Source organism: Lysinibacillus telephonicus, from assembly GCF_039654155.1.
GTDB classification, from domain to species: Bacteria; Bacillota; Bacilli; order Bacillales_A; family Planococcaceae; genus Ureibacillus; species Ureibacillus telephonicus.
Genome location: NZ_CP155468.1, coordinates 4,543,612 through 4,563,921 on the forward strand (window position 1 = coordinate 4,543,612; position 20,310 = coordinate 4,563,921).

16 protein-coding genes and 1 riboswitch are annotated in these 20,310 nt (G+C 36.0%); of the genes, 3 read left to right on the top strand and 13 right to left on the bottom strand.

The window, feature by feature from the left end:
- Positions 1 to 5: 5 nt before the first annotated feature.
- The 3 genes from sdaAA to MKY04_RS21980 all read right to left on the bottom strand — a co-directional run bounded on the left by sdaAA (position 6) and on the right by MKY04_RS21980 (position 4,383).
- Complete coding sequence (gene sdaAA / locus MKY04_RS21970) at positions 6 to 1,568, bottom strand: L-serine ammonia-lyase, iron-sulfur-dependent, subunit alpha (protein WP_126296279.1); 1,563 nt, start codon at positions 1,566 to 1,568, stop codon at positions 6 to 8.
- Between the two features lie 136 nt (positions 1,569 to 1,704).
- Positions 1,705 to 3,141 (bottom strand): M20 family metallopeptidase, encoded by a 1,437-nt coding sequence (locus MKY04_RS21975; protein ID WP_400195346.1) that lies wholly within the window; start codon positions 3,139 to 3,141, stop codon positions 1,705 to 1,707.
- A gap of 12 nt (positions 3,142 to 3,153) precedes the next feature.
- Positions 3,154 to 4,383: an MFS transporter gene (locus MKY04_RS21980; protein WP_126293867.1), complete on the bottom strand. Its 1,230-nt coding sequence runs from the start codon at positions 4,381 to 4,383 to the stop codon at positions 3,154 to 3,156.
- A gap of 135 nt (positions 4,384 to 4,518) precedes the next feature.
- On the opposite strand from MKY04_RS21980, the gene MKY04_RS21985 reads away from it, so the two are divergent.
- The gene (locus tag MKY04_RS21985) at positions 4,519 to 6,567 is read left to right on the top strand and encodes a helix-turn-helix domain-containing protein (RefSeq protein WP_346235134.1); all 2,049 of its coding nucleotides are present in this window, start codon (positions 4,519 to 4,521) and stop codon (positions 6,565 to 6,567) included.
- 210 nt (positions 6,568 to 6,777) lie between these two features.
- On the opposite strand, the gene MKY04_RS21990 is transcribed toward MKY04_RS21985, so the two are convergent.
- The 3 genes from MKY04_RS21990 to MKY04_RS22000 all read right to left on the bottom strand — a co-directional run bounded on the left by MKY04_RS21990 (position 6,778) and on the right by MKY04_RS22000 (position 9,051).
- Positions 6,778 to 7,500: an amino acid ABC transporter ATP-binding protein gene (locus tag MKY04_RS21990; RefSeq protein WP_126293865.1), complete on the bottom strand. Its 723-nt coding sequence runs from the start codon at positions 7,498 to 7,500 to the stop codon at positions 6,778 to 6,780.
- Positions 7,497 to 8,180, bottom strand: a complete 684-nt coding sequence (locus MKY04_RS21995; protein ID WP_126293864.1) for an amino acid ABC transporter permease — start codon at positions 8,178 to 8,180, stop codon at positions 7,497 to 7,499. The genes MKY04_RS21990 and MKY04_RS21995 overlap by 4 nt, the downstream gene beginning before the upstream one ends.
- 64 nt (positions 8,181 to 8,244) lie before the next feature.
- Positions 8,245 to 9,051 (bottom strand): ABC transporter substrate-binding protein, encoded by an 807-nt coding sequence (locus MKY04_RS22000; RefSeq protein WP_346235135.1) that lies wholly within the window; start codon positions 9,049 to 9,051, stop codon positions 8,245 to 8,247.
- Positions 9,052 to 9,130: 79 nt separating this feature from the next.
- Positions 9,131 to 9,316, bottom strand: a riboswitch (Lysine riboswitch).
- Between the two features lie 173 nt (positions 9,317 to 9,489).
- On the opposite strand from MKY04_RS22000, the gene MKY04_RS22005 reads away from it, so the two are divergent.
- Together MKY04_RS22005 and MKY04_RS22010 are read left to right on the top strand one after the other, a co-directional pair.
- Positions 9,490 to 11,157 (top strand): M20/M25/M40 family metallo-hydrolase, encoded by a 1,668-nt coding sequence (locus MKY04_RS22005; protein WP_346235136.1) that lies wholly within the window; start codon positions 9,490 to 9,492, stop codon positions 11,155 to 11,157.
- 466 nt (positions 11,158 to 11,623) lie between these two features.
- Entirely contained in the window at positions 11,624 to 12,805 is a 1,182-nt protein-coding gene (locus tag MKY04_RS22010) for a NupC/NupG family nucleoside CNT transporter (protein ID WP_346235137.1), read from the top strand.
- A gap of 118 nt (positions 12,806 to 12,923) precedes the next feature.
- Here MKY04_RS22010 and rlmH read toward each other — a convergent pair whose 3' ends face one another.
- The 7 genes from rlmH to walK all read right to left on the bottom strand — a co-directional run bounded on the left by rlmH (position 12,924) and on the right by walK (position 20,307).
- Positions 12,924 to 13,403: a 23S rRNA (pseudouridine(1915)-N(3))-methyltransferase RlmH gene (rlmH, locus tag MKY04_RS22015; protein WP_346235138.1), complete on the bottom strand. Its 480-nt coding sequence runs from the start codon at positions 13,401 to 13,403 to the stop codon at positions 12,924 to 12,926.
- A 222-nt stretch (positions 13,404 to 13,625) separates the two neighbouring features.
- A complete protein-coding gene (locus MKY04_RS22020) occupies positions 13,626 to 13,790 on the bottom strand; it encodes a CxxH/CxxC protein (RefSeq protein WP_126293848.1) in 165 nt (54 codons plus the stop codon).
- 171 nt (positions 13,791 to 13,961) lie between these two features.
- A complete protein-coding gene (locus tag MKY04_RS22025) occupies positions 13,962 to 15,248 on the bottom strand; it encodes a S1C family serine protease (RefSeq protein WP_126293847.1) in 1,287 nt (428 codons plus the stop codon).
- Between the two features lie 239 nt (positions 15,249 to 15,487).
- On the bottom strand, positions 15,488 to 16,276 hold the full coding sequence (locus MKY04_RS22030) for an MBL fold metallo-hydrolase (protein ID WP_126293846.1): 789 nt from the start codon (positions 16,274 to 16,276) through the stop codon (positions 15,488 to 15,490).
- Positions 16,277 to 16,287: 11 nt separating this feature from the next.
- Positions 16,288 to 17,178 carry a two-component system regulatory protein YycI gene (locus tag MKY04_RS22035; RefSeq protein ID WP_126293845.1) on the bottom strand — a complete coding sequence of 297 codons (891 nt, stop codon included), beginning with the start codon at positions 17,176 to 17,178 and terminating at the stop codon, positions 16,288 to 16,290.
- On the bottom strand, positions 17,165 to 18,475 hold the full coding sequence (locus tag MKY04_RS22040) for a YycH family regulatory protein (protein WP_185807676.1): 1,311 nt from the start codon (positions 18,473 to 18,475) through the stop codon (positions 17,165 to 17,167). Before MKY04_RS22040 ends, MKY04_RS22035 begins: the two co-directional genes overlap by 14 nt.
- A complete protein-coding gene (gene walK / locus MKY04_RS22045; protein WP_126293843.1) occupies positions 18,472 to 20,307 on the bottom strand; it encodes a cell wall metabolism sensor histidine kinase WalK in 1,836 nt (611 codons plus the stop codon). Before walK ends, MKY04_RS22040 begins: the two co-directional genes overlap by 4 nt.
- Positions 20,308 to 20,310 lie beyond the last annotated feature (3 nt).

Consider the following 20,310-nt stretch of genomic DNA (forward strand, 5'->3'; position numbering starts at 1 on the left):
GGGTACTATTTAGTTTCAACCATGACGATATCACTAACAATTGAAAATTGTTCCGTTAATAACGTTAAAATAGTTTCTTCAACATTATTATCAACTTCGCAAATCGTAATGGCCGGACCATTGATTTTTGAACGCTCATTCGCCATCCGTGCAATGTTAAAACCATTTTTATAAAGAGCTCCTGATAATTCAGCGATAACTCCTTTACGATCAGTATGGCGGATCACCAATGTTGGACGTTCGCCGGAGAATTTCAACGGATAACCATCCAATTCCTGTACCTCGACTTTACCGCCCCCTAAGGAGCTAGCGAGTACTTTGACCTGACGCGACGCCCCTGATAATTCAACAAGAACTGTATTAGGGTGATTGCCTCCCAACGCCTTTTTTGTAAATTCATATTGCAGGCCTTGTATTTTGGCAATAGCCTTTGCATTTTTAATACCATCATCCATTGTTGATAATCCCATAACACCACCCAACAGTGCTAAGTCTGTTCCATGTCCTTGATAAGTATCAGCGAAGGAACCCATTAATGAGAACTTTGCAGATAATGGTTTTTCATTTAAAAGTTGATAGGCAATGTTCCCAATTCGAACAGCTCCGGCCGTATGTGAGCTCGATGGGCCGACCATTACAGGGCCGATAATTTCATAGGCACTTTGGTATTTTGCTGGACCACAATCACTGTTTTTTTCACTGAATATCTGATCTTTTAATTTCTTGCCTGTCGGAGTTCCGGCAAGACCTCCTATCCCCGTTTCCCTTAACGACTCAGGCATTCGCTGTCCTACCTCATGCATCACATGAACTACCTCATCTGGTGGGATAATGCTGACTACTCCTGCTAACGCCATATCTGCTGCAGCTTGTGCCGTAATCGCATGCAAACCATTGCGAATGATGCACGGGATTTCTACCAGCCCCGCCACTGGATCACAGACTAGCCCTAATGAATTTTTTAAAGCGATTCCAACAGCATTTCCAACCTGCGTCGGTGTTCCACCTGCCAGTTCAACAAGGGTGCCGGCTGCCATTGCTGTAGCAGATCCAACTTCGGCCTGACACCCGCCAGTTGCCCCTGAGATTGACGCTCTATTCGCAATAATTAAACCAAGAGCAGAGGCAGTAAACAATGACTGGATAATTTGCTTACGAGTAAATTTCCCGCTATCAAGGGCATGAACGAGTACAGCTGGCAGGATTCCTGCTGAGCCTGCTGTCGGCGTTGCCACAATTCGACCCATCGCTGCATTCACCTCTGAAACCGCAAGCGCATTTGCTGCAGCATTTAATGTCATAGGGTTAACAAAGGAATCCCCCTTTTTTGCATATTTGTGAAGTCGGTGGCCATCCCCACCTGTCAAACCGGTCCGGGACATAACAGGACTCATCGTTCCATTACGGACAGCCTCCTCCATCACTGCAAATTGTTCAGCCATTTTATCAAGGATTGCCTCTTTGGATTTACCTTTCTGTTGTACCTCTGTATATATCATTAAATCCGCAATGGTTGTTTTTTCTTTTTCAGCAAGTTCAATTAATTCTCTTAAACTCGAGAAGGACATATGCTCACTCCTGTTAAAGAAGACGGTTTTTACGCTTAAAGCATAAAAACCGTTCTCTTGTTTCCTTTATTCACTAAAGTTTCAATCACTATTCTGCCACTGCTTAGTGCGACTGAATAACTGAATTTCATATTGTTTAATTTACTTTTTGTTTATATGACGGAGGTGTAAGCTCTTTCGGGATTAAGGATGTATACGTTTCCCCGTCAAGTCTTTCCGCTAATTCTTTTTTAGCATTTTCAAGTAATTCGGGACTTTCAAGTACCGAAACAGCGGTACATGCAATTGCTTTTCCGGCTAATAACATGGCATCATGAGCATAGCTTTCTTTACCTTGTGCCACAGCTTGCCAAGTATGAAACGGTGTTCCAAAAGCCCAAGTGGAAGTAACACATTGTGCAGTTGGAACATTCCAGCTCACATCAGCAACATCCGTAGAACCTCCCATAAATGTCTCTTTTTCAGAAAATGGGGCGATAAAGTCGGCAATAGGTCGTTCAGCTAATTGAGAAGCTCCCTGCTTTCCAACTTGTAAAGCTGCTGCAGCCTTCTCCTCATCTGTCAAAGTTTCATAGATTGTCTTTGCATAGTTTATATCCCGTTCTGTAGCATTAGGCGCGCCTATTTCTTGCATATGTTGATGCATTACTTTTTCAAGAGTCAGGTTAGGAATTAAGTTATGGCAAGAGCCTTGAATTTCGTAATCTACCTTCGTTTGCGTCATTAGTGCTGCACCACGTGCACAATCTACTACCCTGTCATAGAGCTCTTTTACTTGATTTGGTTTCGGTGCACGGATTAAATAAGTAACTTCCGCATCGGCTTGAACTACATTTGGAGCCATTCCTCCTGTATTAGTTACAGCATAATGAATCCGGGCTTCGTCAATCATGTGTTCTCTCATATAATTGACTCCAACGTTCATAAGTTCGACTGCGTCTAAAGCACTTCTCCCTAAATGTGGTGCTGCTCCGGCATGTGCACTTCTCCCTTTAAATTTAAAGTGTGCATGGATAACCGCATTTGCAGTGGAGTTCATGACAGCATTTATTGTGGCAGGATGCCAGGAAAAGGCAGCATCCACATCTTTAAAATAACCGTCTCTTGCCATAAAGGTTTTCCCATAACCACTTTCTTCTGCCGGACAGCCGAAATATTGTACGGTTCCATCAAGGTTATGTTCTTTCATATAATCCTTAACCGCAATAGCTGCTGATAAGGAACCGACTCCAAGCAAATTATGCCCACAGCCATGGCCATTTCCATTTTGAATAATGGGTTCAAAATTATTACTGCCTGCTTGTTGGCTTAGCCCTGCTAAAGCGTCGTATTCACCGAGAATAGCAATTACCGGATGACCTGTCCCATAGGAGGCGATAAAGCCTGTTTCAAGACCAGCTATTCCCTTTTTTATAGTAAACCCCTCTTTTTCCAATGCTTCACAAAGCAAATCAGATGAGCGGAATTCCTCAAATCTAGTTTCAGCAAACTCCCAAATTTGATCACTTAGCTGTGTAAATAATGTACGTTTATTATCTATTAAACTTGTAATTTTATCTGATAAAGCAGTCAATTTTTCCATCTCCTAACTTTCAACTTTTTTTAAATAGGCAACTTCTTTCTTAGGGCGAATTAAAAATAAAGATCCAGCACACAATAGGGCAAACATTATCAGCATAATAAAAGCAACTGTATAAGAACCGTCAAAAGCATCGACTAAAAATCCTATTAACATGGGAGTAAGAACACCAGCGAATTGTGCACCAGTATTAATGAACCCATTTGCAGTTCCTACAATCTCTTCAGATAGCATTTTTAGTGGAGCTGAGATAATAAGAACAATATTAAACGACATGAATACTGTAACGATACTTTGATAAACAGCAAACATGGCTATGTTTGGCGCAAAAGCCATTAAATATAGGAATACTGCCGTTAATACCGCAAATACGGCTGCAATTAACTTGTCTTTCCCTTCAGGTAGCTTGTCTAAAATATATCCACTTGTAAGCATTGCAATAATTCCTGCAACCGCTGGAATAGCTGAAATATATCCAACCGATGTTAAGTCAAGTTGTCGTGCGTCTACTAAATAGGTTGGCATCCATGTCATTAATCCCCATTGCACGGCATAAATCGCAAAATAGGCAATGAACAAATTCCATATAATCGGAGTTTTTAAAACATCTCTTAAAGGTGCTTTATTCTTAGAAGTGGTTTCAACCTTCTCTGCTGTTGAACTATTCTGTTCTTTTAAGAAAATCATATATAGCAAGACAAATATAATACCAACAGCACCCGCAATATAAAAAATTGTTCTCCAACCGATAGTTTGCATAGACTGGGTGCCAATAATTGGCGTTATAACACCCATAATCGTACCCGAGGTAAGCATAAAGGACATGGCACGGCTCCGTTCATTTTGCGGAAACCAACTCGCAATACCTTTGGATGCCGATGGAAAAAAGCTTCCTTCCCCAAGTCCAAATAAAAATCGAATGAGAATTAAGGACGCGAAGGACCAGGCCATACCTGAAAAAATCGTGAAAATGGACCAAGCAAGAAGTGCTGTGATAATGACTTTACGGAAACCAAAACGATCTGCGAGCCACCCACCGGGAATTTGCATTAAGGCATAACCTGCAAAAAAGCTACTTAAAACAATTCCTGTTTGGGAAGTACTTAATTGAAGATCCTTTGAAATACCTAAAATCGCATAATTCATGAAAAATCGATCAAAATTTCCAATTGACCATCCTAAAAATAGCAAGATAACAATGACATACTTCCAATTCTGCGATAATTTAGATACCATAACGTTCCTCCTAGTTGAATTTAATAAATTAGCTATAATTATAAAAAATTAAGACTATTCAAACAATGTTTGGTCCTATATAATAATGACGTAAATTATGTTGATTCCTACATATTCTAATAGGGGGTGTGAAAAGTGGAAACCTTAGTGAAAATTAAACAATTTTTAATTGATGACTGTTGCCTTTCACAATTTCAAGTGTGGCAGAGTATAAAGGGATTAGATTTTTCACTTGTTTTATCTAACCATTTTGATAAAGAAACTCCAGCACCAGGGAGATTCATTAATGAAACTATACGTACCTATGAAAATTTCATCGATATTTATTATCATTATTCCAATCATACAACCATTGTCCTCAGAATCAGTAAATCCCCAGCACTAAACAATGAAATCACTCAAAAACTAAAACCGATAGTAGATTTACATTTCTTGCAATTAATGCTCGATGGGGAGAAATATGTAAGGAACAAAATGATGGAGAGCATCCGTGATATATCTGTACTTGAAGATTTAGATGATTTGTTAAAAAAAATATTGGAAAATGCCTTATCTGTTATTCCAGCGGCAGATATGGGAGTTCTATGGATGTACGAACCAAACCTAGATGTACTTTTTCCTAAAGCTTGGACGGGCGGTCCTAATGAAGAAATAGCGAAAATGAGGATGAAGGTCGGGGAGGGAATTATCGGGAAAACATTTAAAGATAATAAATCATTTATTCTTACTAAGATAGATGAAATTATCTCAGAATCATCTAATATTTCATCAGATAATCTTTTCCACCTGTATAATTCTGTCCAATTTGACGATTTGAAATCTATTATTTCAGTTCCAATTATTGTTGAGGGTAATACTTTATGTGTATTAATTGTATACCAAAAGGGTCCCTATCTCCTTTTAACGAAAGATGATCAACAACTGCTAGAAAGTTTTTCTGATCAAGTCTCTATTGTATTGAGAAATTCAAAGCTCTACCAAAACTTAAAAAAACAAAATGATCTTTTAATTCAACGAGATATGATACACAATTCGTTAATAAAACTATCCCTTCAAAGTAAAGGTTTACAGAAAATCGTAAATGAAATAAAAAAGATGATAAACCATCCAGTAATGATAGTAGACTTAACAGATCATCAACAATATTCAAGTCCGCCCTCCTGGAAATGGGAACTTCCTTCAGAGATGATAAAGTTAAATGCAAATTTACAAACCCAATCTTTTACGGTGTCTTTTAATAATCAATCACTTTATATTCACCCTATAATTGCTATTGATGTCCCAATTGGAATACTGGTAGTTGAAATGGAGGAGGATGAACTTTTTGCTTTAAACAAGATGATTATCGAACAGGCAAGTTCAGTAATTGCATTAGAGATTATAAGAAATCAAACATTAGTGGATTCATATTATCAAAAAACAAATGATTTATTTAATGATTTTATTCAGTGCCAAGATTATAACCTAATACGAAAGAAGGCCAATGAACTTAGAATTGATCATTATCCCTTTTATATGGCGGTCTTAATTCATATAAATCCCTATGCAGATTTCCACTTTCTTAATATGCAAATGCATAAAATAATTACCCAGATAAAAAAAGATTTAGGGAACTATATTTCAATCGTTTTTGGTTATGGAAATAAAGTAACGTTGGTATGTCAATTTACTCATTTTGAAGATCAAGATTATGTAAAAAAGAAACTGATGTTTATTCATTCCGACTGGATGAATGTTCATGAGGAATCACTAAAAATAGGGATTGGTACCTGCTATCCGAGCATGAATAATATTGCCAAAAGTTACTCTGAAGCTGATAAAGCCCTTTCTTTTCTTATCTCAAGGCAGCTTAAAAGCATCGTAAATTATCAAGATATAGGCATTAATCATCTTTTTATTCACCAACCTATTGAAGAATTGAACTCTTTTGTTAATGAGATTTTTCAACCCCTTCAATCTAATAAAGATGGAACATTGGATTTAGAAAAAACCCTGCTTGCATATATGGAAAACGATCGTCAGGCTACGCAAACAGCCAAGATTTTACATATCCACGTGAATACTTTATATCAACGTTTAAAGAAAATTGAAGAGAAACTTCAAATTTCATTTTCCAATCCTGAAGATATTTTAAAACTTCAGCTTGCATATTATTTAAGAACTTCGATAGTTTCACTTACCTAAAAATAGTGCTTAAAACTTCCTCTTTTTCATTAAAAGAGGTAAGGTAGAAAATTTCGAAACAATTAGTGAGCCCAAAAAGTTGCTATAATACATCTTTGCCGAGATGAATACTACTGTTCTAAAAGAAATAGCAAAGGAAGCTAAAATAACAAGAGGGTACTAAAAGGAAAAATCTACCTTTCAATAATACTGAAGGTAGATTTTCCTTTTTTATAATATTTGATTTAAAAACCTTTGTGTACGCTCATGTTTTGGATGGGCAAAAATATCATTTGGATGTCCTTCTTCAATAATATTACCGTCTGCAAGCATGATAACTCGGTCTGCAACTTCTTTTGCAAAACCCATTTCATGTGTCACAATCACCATGGTCATTCCTTCACTTGCGAGATCTTTCATTACCTGAAGAACTTCACCAACCAATTCAGGATCTAATGCAGAAGTCGGCTCATCAAAAAGCATTACTTTTGGTTCCATCGCTAACGCTCTTGCAATGGCAACCCGTTGCTTTTGTCCTCCTGATAACTGTTCTGGATAATAGTTTGCCTTATCCTCTAAGCCTACCTTTTTAAGTAGTTCCATTGCTTTTGCACTTGCTTCACTTTTAGACTTTTTTCTAACATAAATCGGCGCTTCAATTATATTTTCAATCACAGTTTTATGAGGGAAAAGATTAAAGTGCTGGAACACCATTCCTACTTTTTCTCTTACTTTATTTAAATCTGTTTTTACTATGTCTATCTTCTCAGAATCAATAGTAATTTCACCGCTTTGTGCAACTTCTAAAAAGTTTAAGCATCGAAGTAACGTACTTTTACCTGAACCACTTGCACCAATTAAAACAACTACTTCTTTCTCGTTAATATTTAAGTTAATATTCTTTAAAACTTCAAGCTTTCCAAAGGATTTTGAAAGATTACGAATTTCAATCATGCAATACTAACCTCCTTAGGCTTGCTGACATCCATTTTCTGCTCAATTCGTTTAGCAACCCAAGTGAAAATAAGAACGATGATTAAATAGTAAATACCAACAACAAAATAAGTTTCAAATGGCATATAGTTTTCTCCTTGGACTCCAAGGGCTGTGTTATATAAATCTGTTACCGCAATATAAGCAACAAGGGAAGAATCTTTTAAACCAATAATGAACTGATTGGCCAAGGGGGGAATGGATCTTTTGAAAGCTTGTGGGAAAATAATTCTTCTCATTGCAAGTGATTGCGACATTCCTAACGATCTCGCTGCCTCCATCTGTCCCCTATCAATCGATTGTACAGATCCTCTAAAAATTTCAGCAATATATGCACCAGTATGAATTCCCAATGCCAATGCACCTGCAGTGAAGCTATTTAAGTTAATAATATTGGCTAATCCATAATATAAAAACATAATTTGAACAATTAGAGGCGTTCCCCTGATAATTCCAATATAAATATCAGCAATCCAATTTAGGAATTTTTTCGAAGAAATCTTAAAACTAGCAAATATAAGTCCAATAATCACAGCGATTAGCAAGGAAATAGCTGTGATTGCGATTGTAGTCCAACTAGCTTTTAAAAAAGCCATTCCATGTTCACTAAAAATACCCGCGATATTTTCTAAAAAAACCATGAGACCAGCCTCCTTCCTTTATAAACAAGCGCCTAGTACAAGGCGCTTGCCTGAAATCATAATTTTACTTTTCCATAATGTTTGTATTAAACCATTTCATACTAATTTCTTCGTATGTGCCATCATCAATCATTGATTGAAGCGCTTCGTTAATTTTGTTTGCAAGTTCTGTATTTCCTTCAGCAATACCTATACTCACGCGGTCCTCATTTAATAAATCACCAATTGGTTTAATATCTAAGCCTTTTTCGTTTTGTGCACTTACACCAACGATTTTATCTGTGATAACAGCATCCAAGCGACCTAGTGACAAGTCTTGAAGTGCATTAACGTCTACTGGATATCCCTTAACCATGTCAGGTGAAGTTAATGTTTCAGCTATATCCTTCCAAGTACTTGCTTGAATAACACCAATTGTTTTACTTTGTAAATCTTCCTTCGATTGAATATCCGTATTGTCATTTGCAACAAAGATTTGTGCACCTGACAGATAATAAGGTTCTGTAAAGTCAATTTGCTCATCACGTTCAGCAGTTGCAGTCATACTACCGATAATCGCATCGTATTTTTTTGCCTTTAGCCCTTGAATAATCGTTTCCCAAGGATTTGTAACAGGATTTGCTTCAAGTCCCATACGTTTCGCAATTTCAGTTCCAATTTCCACATCGAACCCTGTCAATTTACCATCTTTTTTAAAATTCAATGGAGGGTATTGTCCTGTCATTGCAAAGGTTAATGACCCTTCTTTGACTAACCCAAATTCAGAATCACCTGATTTTGTTTCTTTTTCTACTTGTTCACTTTGCTGTGTGCCGCATGCGGATAACATTAACAACATTGCCGCAACTAAAAAAATAGAAAGCTTTTTCATATGTACTCCTCCTTTGAAATAAAAAAACACTGTCGATTTAAATTGACAGTGTTTTTAAGAACACCCTCATCTCTTGCATTTTTACGATAGTTCTCCACAATTCAAAGGAATTGTGACAGTTCTGCCCCTATTCGAGTGCAGCCCCAGCTTTAATGAAAATAGTGATTTCAAAAAGCTTCGGCGATTTATCCTTTTTTCCTATTTTCATAGATCTCACTAAATCTCAAATAGGATACTCTTATAAACCGCGACCTCTACCCCACCTAATGCAAAAAAGATGAGGATTTAATATAAAATTTAATATAACTTTATCCATTATAGTAGAATATTTTAAATAATACAATATTAATTTAGTTTAATTGTACTAGTGTGTACTTGACGAGTTTTTAAACTTACGTTACATTTTGATAAAATATCATACAAAAAGGAGGCCGTCGTATGTTGAATTGTCGTGACGATATACTTACATATACAAAACAACTTGTTAGCATAGAAAGTATCGTAAACACAGCTGGCGAAAGTACAATTGCCCACTCTTTATTTCAAATCATTTCATCGTTACCATATTTTTTAAATAATCCTGGCTCAGTCGCTATTGAGAAAACCAATAACGATGACCAAGAACGATATAATGTTATGGCATTTGTTAAAGGAAAAAAAGGAAACAGTAACCGTACAATTATTTTAATGGGACATATCGATACGGTTGGGATTGATGACTTCAATCAATTGAAAGAACATGCTTGTTCTCCAGATGATTTAATGGAGGCATTAAAAAAGGAAAACCTACCGACTTCAGCTAAAGAACATTTAGAATCTGGAGATTGGTTATTTGGCCGTGGCGTTCTTGATATGAAAAGCGGTGTTGCGAGCAATCTCTATCTCTTAAAGTACTATTCTGAACATCCTGAGGAACTGGACGGCAACATCTTATTGTTAGCTGAATGTGACGAGGAAGACGGCTCACACGGAGTTCTTTCCGCTTTAAAAACGTTAAAAAAGTGGAAGAAAGAACATGGCTTTGAATATGTTGCAGCCATTAATTCTGATTTCGTTTCACCACGCTTTGAAGGTGATGAAAATCGCTATATCTATAAAGGAACGGTTGGTAAGCTGCTGCCATCATTCTTTATAACAGGTGCAGAAACACATGTTGGTTCAGCTTTTGAAGGTTTAGATCCTAACTTTATTGCTGCAGAACTAACAAAACAAATAAACTATAATCCAGAGCTTTGCAACGAAGCATATGGAGAAACTACGGTCCCGCCCGTGTCGTTAAAACAAACGGACTTAAAACCATCTTATACTGTTCAAACAGCATTATCTGCTTATGTTTATTATAATTTCTTTATTCATTCTTGGTCTCCCAAAGACGTACTAATCAAGCTTAAGGAACAAGCCATGATTGCTTTTACCAATGCACTTACTACTTTTGAAGAAAGATATCGCAAATATAGTGAAATTAGTGGCGAACCCTTTGTCGATGTTCCTTGGAAGCCTAGAGTTTTTACATATGAAGAAATGGAGAACTTATTAATTGAGGAAAATGGCAATTCATTCATTGTACACATGAATGAATTTAAGCAAAATCTCCTAACAAATACGGAATTAGATACTCGCATGTTTGCTGCACGAGTTGTTGAGGAAGCCTGGAAATGGATGAAGGATAAAAATCCGGCCATTATCTTATTTTACTCTTCCCTATACTCTCCAAGGATCGAAATGACAGGGAAAACAACTGATGAGCTTAACTTAATCAACGCTCTTGATAAAGCAGTAGCAACAATACAGCCGGAATATCCACACCCAATTGTTACTCGAAACTTCTTCCCGTATATCTCTGATATGAGTTTTATGGCTTTAAGTGATGATGAAGATGGAATCAACGCCGTTTCGAAAAATAACCCAGGTTGGGGAACAAAACATTATGTTGAGTTTCAAGATATCCGAGATATAAATGTACCTGTTATTAACATTGGTCCATATGGTTTGGATGCTCACAAGAAACTTGAACGAATGGAAATGACTTATTCCCTAGAAGTAGTTCCAAATATAACAAACCTCGTTATCCAAAATTTATTAACTAACGAAGAAAAAAGCCTATAGTTTATAACTAAAATAGTGCCATTCACTTCTCGATAAATGCCGAATTTTTCGGTAAGAAACGAGCAGTGAGCGGCATTTTTTTAATAGAAATGATATGCGAAGTAATCAGAGACCCTTATGTTCATCAGCCTCAAGGATTGAATCATAATAGGATTAGTTTTATGCATTTTTAGACATTTCTCTATAAAGGCATTTATTTTTTTCCTCTGCAAACCTATGTCAATTGAATATACTACGAACCGCCCAATGATTATTCCCCTCAAACCCTTTTATGAATATTAAATTCAACTAAATTAAATACTTTATATAAATCATTCTAAATCTAGAGCGAAACACTTTTTGTTGTTTTAAAAGAGTTAAATGGCACAGAATAATCTTTATCAATTGCAATCTTAAGTAAAAGTGGTTACTATTCTAACGGTAACTTTAGCGATCACATATAAATTAATTCATCAGGAGGTTACTTGTGCAATACGTTATTTCTATTTTAGGTATATTTGTTGTATTATTTTTGGCTTGGTTGGCAAGTTCCAATCGAAAAGAGATAAAATTCAAACCAATTATCACAATGATTGTTATTCAAATTCTTTTATCATTGTTACTGTTAAATACAGAATTTGGATTAATCATCATCAGAGAAATAGCTGCTGTTTTTAGTACGCTGCTCGAATATGCAAGCGAAGGGATTTCCTTTGTGTTTGGCGGCATCGCGAATGAGGGAGAGGCCCCATTCTTTTTAAATGTATTACTGCCAATTGTATTTATTTCTGCATTAATTGGTATTCTTCAGCATCTGAAAATCCTGCCATTCCTTATGAAGGGGATTGGGTTTTTATTAAGTAAAGTGAACGGAATGGGTAAACTTGAATCATATAATGCAGTTGCCTCACTAATGGTGGGACAATCGGAGGTTTTCATCACATTAAAAAAACAACTTGGTATGCTTTCGAACCAGCGTTTGTATACTTTATGTGCTTCAGCGATGTCGACTGTATCAATGTCCATAGTTGGTGCTTATATGACGATGCTGGAACCAAAATATATTGTCACAGCTTTAGTTTTAAATTTATTCGGCGGTTTTATCATAGCTACAATTATTAATCCGTACGAGATTGACCCACGTGAGGATATATTAGAAATACAGGAGGATAGAAGGCAATCCTTTTTTGAAATGCTCGGTGAGTATATCCTTGATGGTTTTAAGGTAGCAATTATCGTTGGGGCAATGTTAATTGGGTTTATTGCATTAATGGCGGGATTCAACCATGTGTTTGAGCTATTGTTTAGTATTTCTTTCCAGACGATACTAGGTTATCTATTTTCCCCAATTGCCTTCATTATGGGAATACCTTTCTCAGAGGCGGTTAGTGCCGGCTCAATTATGGCGACTAAACTGTTGACCAATGAATTCGTTGCGATGTTGGATTTATCTGGAGGCAATTATCACTTTAGTGAACGAACTATGGGAATTCTTTCTGTATTCCTAGTTTCCTTCGCTAACTTTTCTTCTATTGGTATTATTGTCGGAGCTGTCAAAAGTCTGAATGAAAAACAGGGGAATGCCGTTGCACGTTTTGGGCTGAAACTGTTATATGGCGCCACACTTGTAAGCATACTTTCAGCTATCATCGTTAGTTTAGTTTTATAAACACAAGCTGTGTAGCCATTTTATTTCAAAACCACTAAAAAACGTTATTAATGAACGTTCTTTAGTGGTTTTTTATAAACCTTATTTACTTATGGTGGTTCACCGTAATAAACCGCACTTACTTATGGTACGGTTCACCCTTAATAATCCTAAAACTCCGATAAATTTGCTCAACAAGGACTAATTTCATCAGTTGATGCGGCAGAGTCATTTTGCCGAAGCTTAGTTTTTCGTCCGCGCGTTTTAGTACATCATCATGTAGGCCGAGTGAGCCACCAATCACAAAAGTAATTTTACTCGTTCCATAGGTCATCAAAGATTCCAACTCAGCAGCCAATTCTTCTGAGGATTTCATTTTACCGTCAATGGCTAGTGCAATCACGTGCATGCCTTCTGATATCTTCGCCAAAATTCGTTCGCCCTCTTTGCGCTTTACGATTTCCATTTCGGCATCGCTTAATTGCTCAGGAGCTTTTTCATCAGCTACTTCAACTAAATCAATTTTCGCGTAGGAACTTAATCGCTTAACGTACTCCTCAATCCCCATCTTTAAGTATTTTTCCTTTAACTTTCCGACTGAAATGATTGTGATATTCACAACTTATCCACCTTTACCATCCATTAATAATCTATTTACCCACATTGATAATCCATACTGTCATTTTATTTAAAATACTTCATAGATGGGCATTTATTATTGTTCTTTTAGTTAGAAAATTTAAATATAAACAACTTATCCACGTTTACAATTCGTTTACAAACAAATTATCCACAGAAGTTATACACATATCCACAACACCAATCTATATGTAGTGTAAAGTTATTTACTTGATACAACATATGTTGCTTGTTCTTCACAGTAAGAACATTTTGTGGATAACTTTTCTTCTTCATTTAAAATATCCATAATTGGATACTCTTCCGTCTCGGCTACTACCACATCCAAAGCGTGATTTATATGGGTTTCACAGCTATATGCTTTCATTTTTTATCGTCTCCTTAAATTCTGAAATTTCCACAAACTTATTCACATTTCTACTTATGTTATCCACAAACCATTGTAACAAACTAAAAACAGGTAGGAAAGAAAAGGATTTTCTTCCACTACCCGTTGTGTCTTATTTTTGTTAATAACTTTAAGTTATCCACAGAATACTTATACTGTTGTTCCTTCAGTTAGCTTTAATTCTAAATTTACTAGCTTACCTTGTCTATATACTTTAACCTTTAGTGTAGAGCCAATATCGGTTTCATTATATAAATACTGGCGCAAATCAATAGAGTTTTCGATTTTGTGGCCATCTAATTCTACAATTACGTCGTATTGCTGCATACCCGCATTATCAGCAGCAGAACCTTGAACTACTTCTGACACAACTACACCTGTTGTCACTTCTTCTGGTAAACGTAATGTTTGTTTTTGATAAAATGCAGGTACATCTGTTAAATCTAATAATCCAATTCCCATTGTAGGACGTTTAACTTCACCGTTTTTCTCCAGTTCTTCTATAATTGGAATAACTGTGTTAATTGGTATCGAGAATCCTAAACCTTCAATTGTGTCTTGAGCAATTTTCATTGAATTAATACCGATTAATTCACCGGCAATATTAATTAATGCACCACCACTATTTCCTGGGTTGATAGCAGCATCTGTTTGTAATACTTCTGTTTCCCAGTCTTCATATCCGTCGGAGTTTAAGTCAACAGGTACTGCGCGATCAGTACCAGAGATTACTCCAGTTGTAACAGAACCATAGAAATCTAGACCAAGTGGGTTCCCAATTGCGATAACAGATTCACCCTGTTTTAATACGTCAGAATCGCCAAACTTTGCAACTGTATCTACTTTTTCACTGCTAATTGATACGACCGCTAAATCTGTCCAAATATCGCTGCCGACTAACTGTGCTTCTTCTTTTGAACCATCTGCCAATGTTACTTCAAGTTGTTTTGCTCCTTCAACAACGTGGTAGTTTGTTACAACATAGGCCTTGTCGCCATCAACTTTATAAATTACACCAGATCCACTTCCAGCTTCTTGTGTACCTGATTGTTGGCTCCAAAAATCTGTTACCTCTTGGATATTTGTAATTCCAACTACTGCTTTCGATACTTTTTCTACAGCTTCTGTCACATCAGTTGTAACTTCTGTAGCTGTTTGTGTAATTGGTGTGCCTGCATCATTATTTACATTGCCGTTGGAACTGCTAGGAAGCTGCCCAACCATCGATGGCAGCAGCAGCCAAATAATAAGAGCACCAACAATGGCACCTATCAGACCACTTACAAAGTATCCGGCTTTGCTTCCATTTTTTTTATTCGTACGTCTTATATTTTCTTCCTCTTGTTCTCGCTTTAAACGTTCTTGTAAGGGCGAGTAGGAGCTAACAGATTCATTTTCGTCATACTGTTTTTTATCATCGTCATTATAATAACTCATATATATCCATCCTTTCGTTCTCTTGTTGTCATTATGATACAATGTGAACATTAAAATTACATGAAAATGAAATAAAACAAAATTAAAAAAGAAAGGGCTATCCAGAAAATATTATTTCTGGATAGCCCTTTCTTTAGTAATTATTTGCTTATAGGTCTTGTCCCTGTGGTGGATAAGCCCACTCTTGCTCAATTTCGTCCTAAAATGAATTTTCGGATGACCTATTTAAATGTTATTCATTATACCGTCACAAGCATCGTTGGTTCTTCCGCATCTGTATCATGCAATTGGACAAATTCACCTGCTATAATGCCGCACGATTGCAATGTTTGTGTTACGCTCATTCGAGCTAAGTCTTTCATATTATTATCTTTACTTAAATGGGATAAATATATTTGTGTTGGCTTTTCAAAAACAACTTCACTCATCGCAACTGCAGCATCTTCGTTGGATACATGTCCAACATCACTCAGTATTCGGCGTTTAACAGACCAAGGATAACGCCCCATCTGAAGCATTCCAATATCATGATTACTTTCAAAAACAAATGAATCTGCCCCACGTATTATTCCTTTCATACGGTCGCTTACATACCCAGTATCCGTGATAATAACAAGCTTCCGATCATTTTCGTGAAATACGTAGAACATTGGATCTACAGCATCATGAGAAACAGCAAAAGACTCAATACTTAATGAACCAAATGATTGGACAGTCTCCATATTAAATAAAAATCGCTGATCTTCTGGGATTTTCCCAACATGCTCATCCATAGCCAACCATGTTTTTTCATTTGCAAAGATAGGCACATTGTATTTTCGAGCAACTACACCTAGTCCTTTTATATGATCACTATGCTCATGTGTAACTAAAATTCCTGATAAATTTTTCATATCGCGACCTATTTTAGCAAATAGTTGCTCCATTTTTTTGCCGCTTAATCCGACATCAACTAAAAATGCATGTTCATCATTCTCTACATAAATTGCATTTCCAGTACTGCCGCTCGCTAAAACACTAAATCGCATACAATTACTCCCTATTCTGTATCTACTTCTTTGTTAGTTTCCTTCGCTTCTTTCACCTCTTCAGATTCAAGGGCTTCTTCTACATCATTTTCTACCTCTTCAACCTTCGAAGAATCTATTTGAACGTCAATTACTTTACCTTCAACTGCATTCACAAAGTATTCTTCCGTGTCATCGTCTGCTGTATTAACTTGAACCTCCCAAGTAGGAACAAACACTTGAGTTTTAGTTAGTTGAACGAGTGTCGAATATCCTAGTTTCATATTTGTAATTCGAGAATCTGGTTTTAACATTCCTTTTGCATAGAGTGCTTGAATAACCTGAATTGGTGTTAGAAGCGTTTCTTCTTCCTCGTATTCTTCTATTTTTTCTAAAATAGTTTGTTCATACATTACAATTTCATTGTCTTCATTCCAATAAATTGTTAAGACACCATTAATATTATAATAGATTGTACGGTTATTCACACTTTGGAAGAAGGTTGCTCTGCGATTTTCTTCATCAACCATCCATAATGAATAGTTCGCTCCATTATATACATATTGCTTTAAAAATTCGCTAAAGTTTGCTTCTTCCAAAGTGCCAGGTATTTTAACTGGTTCTCTTAGTTGAACAATAAGTTTATTATTATTTTCTATTGTCGCAGTCTGAACATTTTGAAGTTGTACTTTTTCTTCCTCAAAGTTTTTAACTCTCCCCGAGATGTAGGAAGCTTTTTCAGTATTTGTTGGTAATGCTCCATATGTTATATTATCGTCTTTTAAACGCGCTTCAATGTTCTTCTCACCTAATATTGGAACTTGCTGGGCTTCTGTATGCCGATTTAAATAAAGGGAATAGAGAAAAACATCCAGTATAAGAAATACGACGATGAATATAGATTTTGATTTACTCCAATCCATATCCAGTTCCTCCTATTGTTTCCGTCGTTACCCGTGTCCAACTGCCATTATCAATAACAAACCAATTTGGTTCTAATGTATATAAAAGCTCATTTTCATTTTTCTTTAAATAATAACCAACAACAATGTCATCAATTTCATTTAAATTTTCAATTGATTGAATTAATTCTGCTCCTGAAGGCAATGTTTGTATTGTTTTTTCCGAAGTGATATCCATTTCGAGTAAATAATATGGCCGTCTATATCGGAAAATTTGTTTATCTCCCCAAGTAGTTGCAATGCGTGTAGAAGTTACACTACTGAACACAGGAATTCCTTCTAAAAATAGTTGGTATTCTGTAATATGGTTTCGAGCATTCATGTATACGTAGCGGAAATCTCCTGTTAGTCCGCCGTGGTCATTGATAAAATCGAAGCTATCCTGCAATAAAATGGATTCTTTTATTTCACCAATGCTTTCTGATGCTGGATAGACATAATTAATCGTTTTTGTATTTGTGTCCGAAGTCATAAATGCCATGCCATCAGTATATTTGGATGAATTCAAGCTCTCTATATTCTTTTTCACAATATTTGGATCATTAAACAGCAACTCTTTAAACTTATCTGGTGAGATTTCATCGATATAATACGTGAATTGTATTAGCTCCATTGGATCAACTGGAACATATAATGATAATTTATCATCTCTTTTAATTTCCTCATAAGGAACAGTCTGAAGAATAGCATCTTTAAATGTTGCATTAAAATGCTCATCACTTAGTGCAACCTCTGTACTAAAAAGTGTACGGTTCTTATCACTTACAAATAGAAGCTGCAGAGTACGAGTTTGACTGAATTTGCTCCAATCAATAATTAACGAATTAAATGATACTTCAGGCAAATCATTTTGTGTAAACTCTAAAATGGAACGGAATGCATTAATTGGTACTTCTGCTGAGAAAAAAAGAGTCATTCGGTTATCTGTCCGAATCATCGAATTGATTTTTTCTTCTGTTAAATTACTTTGAACAAAGCTTAACTCTGATGCATGTAAATTAAGAAAAGTCCCCATCAAATCATCCATAACGGAATTTGAAATTGTACCAGAAAAGTTTCCATTTTGATTTACTAACAAGCGATAAGGTTTAACAACTTGATGTAGTTCTTTCTGATCGCCCACAGTAATTTGTTCTACCTGTGATTCTTCAATCACTTGATAGGGTGGTGTATAACTCCAAATAGAAAACGTTAAAATCAAGCTCAAAATAACTAGGAGTAAAAGGAAAGTAGATTTTAAAGGTTCAACATATTTCACTCCCAATCACCCGCCTCGTCTAATTCATATGGCAATGTGAAGAAAATTGTCGTCCCTACTCCTTCCTCACTTTCTGCCCAGATTTTACCGCCGTGTGCTTCAATCATTTCTTTTGCGATTGCAAGACCTAGGCCTGTACCACCCATTTCCCGCGAGCGAGCACGGTCAACACGATAAAATCGATCAAAAACTCTACTTACGTTTTCTTTAGGGATACCCATCCCGTCATCAGATACCATCACTTTTAACATATTATCTTGAACAGTAAACCCAAATCGAATATTTCCGCCATCTGGTGAATACTTTAAGGCGTTGGAAATAATATTATCGATTACTTGAGTTAGTTTATCTGTATCAATGTCTACAAAATATGATACTTCAGGGATATAACGTATGAATTTCACATTTTGAGACTTTGACATTTCAAAACGATCTATAATGCGATTGAAGAATTTATTAAACTCAACAAAGTCTGTATTTAATTTATAATCTCTGCTATCCATTTTCGAAAGCTGCAATAAATCATTAACAAGGCGAATCATACGCTCTGTTTCTGTCTGGGTTACATTTAAAAATGTAGGTGCAATGGCTTCATCTCTCCATGCCCCATCGGCAAGAGCCTCTAAGTAACTTCGCATTGTAGTTAATGGTGTACGTAATTCGTGTGAAACGTTTGCAACAAATTCCCGCCGCTCCATTTCAATTTTTTCTTGCTCTGTAATATCATGCAATACTGTTATTAAACCGTTTACAAAACCAGTCTCTTTTTGTATAACAGAAAAATTAGCCCTTAGTATAAAAGGTTTTTCTTGTGTACTGTAATTTAAATTAATCGATTCTTTCATATGAATTAAATCTTCAAAACTATACTCCTGGTCCAGGCCAAGTACAGAGGCAATTGGTCGACCTAAAGTTGTTTCACGTGTAACATCTAGGAAATTAAGAGCCGGATCATTAATTAAAATAATTTTACCTTTTCGATCAGTTGCAATTACTCCATCCGTCATGTTACTTAAAACAGATGCTAATTTTCTTCGCTCAGCTTCAGTTGTTGACTGAGCTTCTTGCAAACGATTTGTTAGATGATTAAATGCAATTGCAAGCTGTCCAATTTCATCATTACCATAAACACGAACTTTTCGCGAGAAATTTCCCCGAGACATCGCTTGTGCTTGTCTACGCATATCTAATATTGGTTTTGTTATCGTCTTGGCAATCAATATACCAAGAATAATCGTAATTGCAAGTGATATCGCTGTCCCTACAGCAAAAATCCCGTTAATATCACTCATTTGTTCAAAAACTTTTTCAATATTTGATTCAATATAAATTGACCCAATCACTTCTCCATTTGGGCCTATTGCGTCAAAAATCGGCGTCGCCAGCACCCAAACTCTTTTTCTAGTATCCGGGTCTAAGGCAATTTCTTCTAAATACGTTTCAGCTGATATAGATTTTGTGACGATGTCATCATTGGAACGCTGCCCTACAATCGATTGATTATCAATATCAGAGGTAGCTAGCACCTTATTTCTACTATCAACAACGCGAATCTCATTAATATCACCTGTTGTAAACTCTCGTAAAATTAAGCTTAAGCTCTGTTCTAATGTCGGTGATTCTTCATCACGTTCTTTTAACATCTCTTCACGAAGGCTATATTGTACTAAATCGATTCTTTGAAAAATCGATTCCTGAAAGTTTGTTTTTAAGTTCTCTTCTAATTCAGACGAAAAATATATTCCAATTATTTGCAATGCAATGATGATGAGCAAAACATAGATTAATACGATTTTTACATGAATCGATTTAAAAAAGCTTACTTTATGCATTCA

Coding starts and splice junctions, on each gene's coding strand:
- sdaAA (WP_126296279.1), bottom strand. CDS start 1,568: ATGTCCTTCTCGAGTTTAAGAGAATTAATTGAACTTGCTGAAAAAGAA.
- MKY04_RS21980 (WP_126293867.1), bottom strand. CDS start 4,383: ATGGTATCTAAATTATCGCAGAATTGGAAGTATGTCATTGTTATCTTG.
- MKY04_RS21990 (WP_126293865.1), bottom strand. CDS start 7,500: ATGATTGAAATTCGTAATCTTTCAAAATCCTTTGGAAAGCTTGAAGTT.
- MKY04_RS21995 (WP_126293864.1), bottom strand. CDS start 8,180: ATGGTTTTTTTAGAAAATATCGCGGGTATTTTTAGTGAACATGGAATG.
- MKY04_RS22000 (WP_346235135.1), bottom strand. CDS start 9,051: ATGAAAAAGCTTTCTATTTTTTTAGTTGCGGCAATGTTGTTAATGTTA.
- MKY04_RS22005 (WP_346235136.1), top strand. CDS start 9,490: ATGTTGAATTGTCGTGACGATATACTTACATATACAAAACAACTTGTT.
- MKY04_RS22020 (WP_126293848.1), bottom strand. CDS start 13,790: ATGAAAGCATATAGCTGTGAAACCCATATAAATCACGCTTTGGATGTG.
- MKY04_RS22025 (WP_126293847.1), bottom strand. CDS start 15,248: ATGAGTTATTATAATGACGATGATAAAAAACAGTATGACGAAAATGAA.
- MKY04_RS22030 (WP_126293846.1), bottom strand. CDS start 16,276: ATGCGATTTAGTGTTTTAGCGAGCGGCAGTACTGGAAATGCAATTTAT.
- MKY04_RS22035 (WP_126293845.1), bottom strand. CDS start 17,178: ATGGATTGGAGTAAATCAAAATCTATATTCATCGTCGTATTTCTTATA.
- walK (WP_126293843.1), bottom strand. CDS start 20,307: ATGCATAAAGTAAGCTTTTTTAAATCGATTCATGTAAAAATCGTATTA.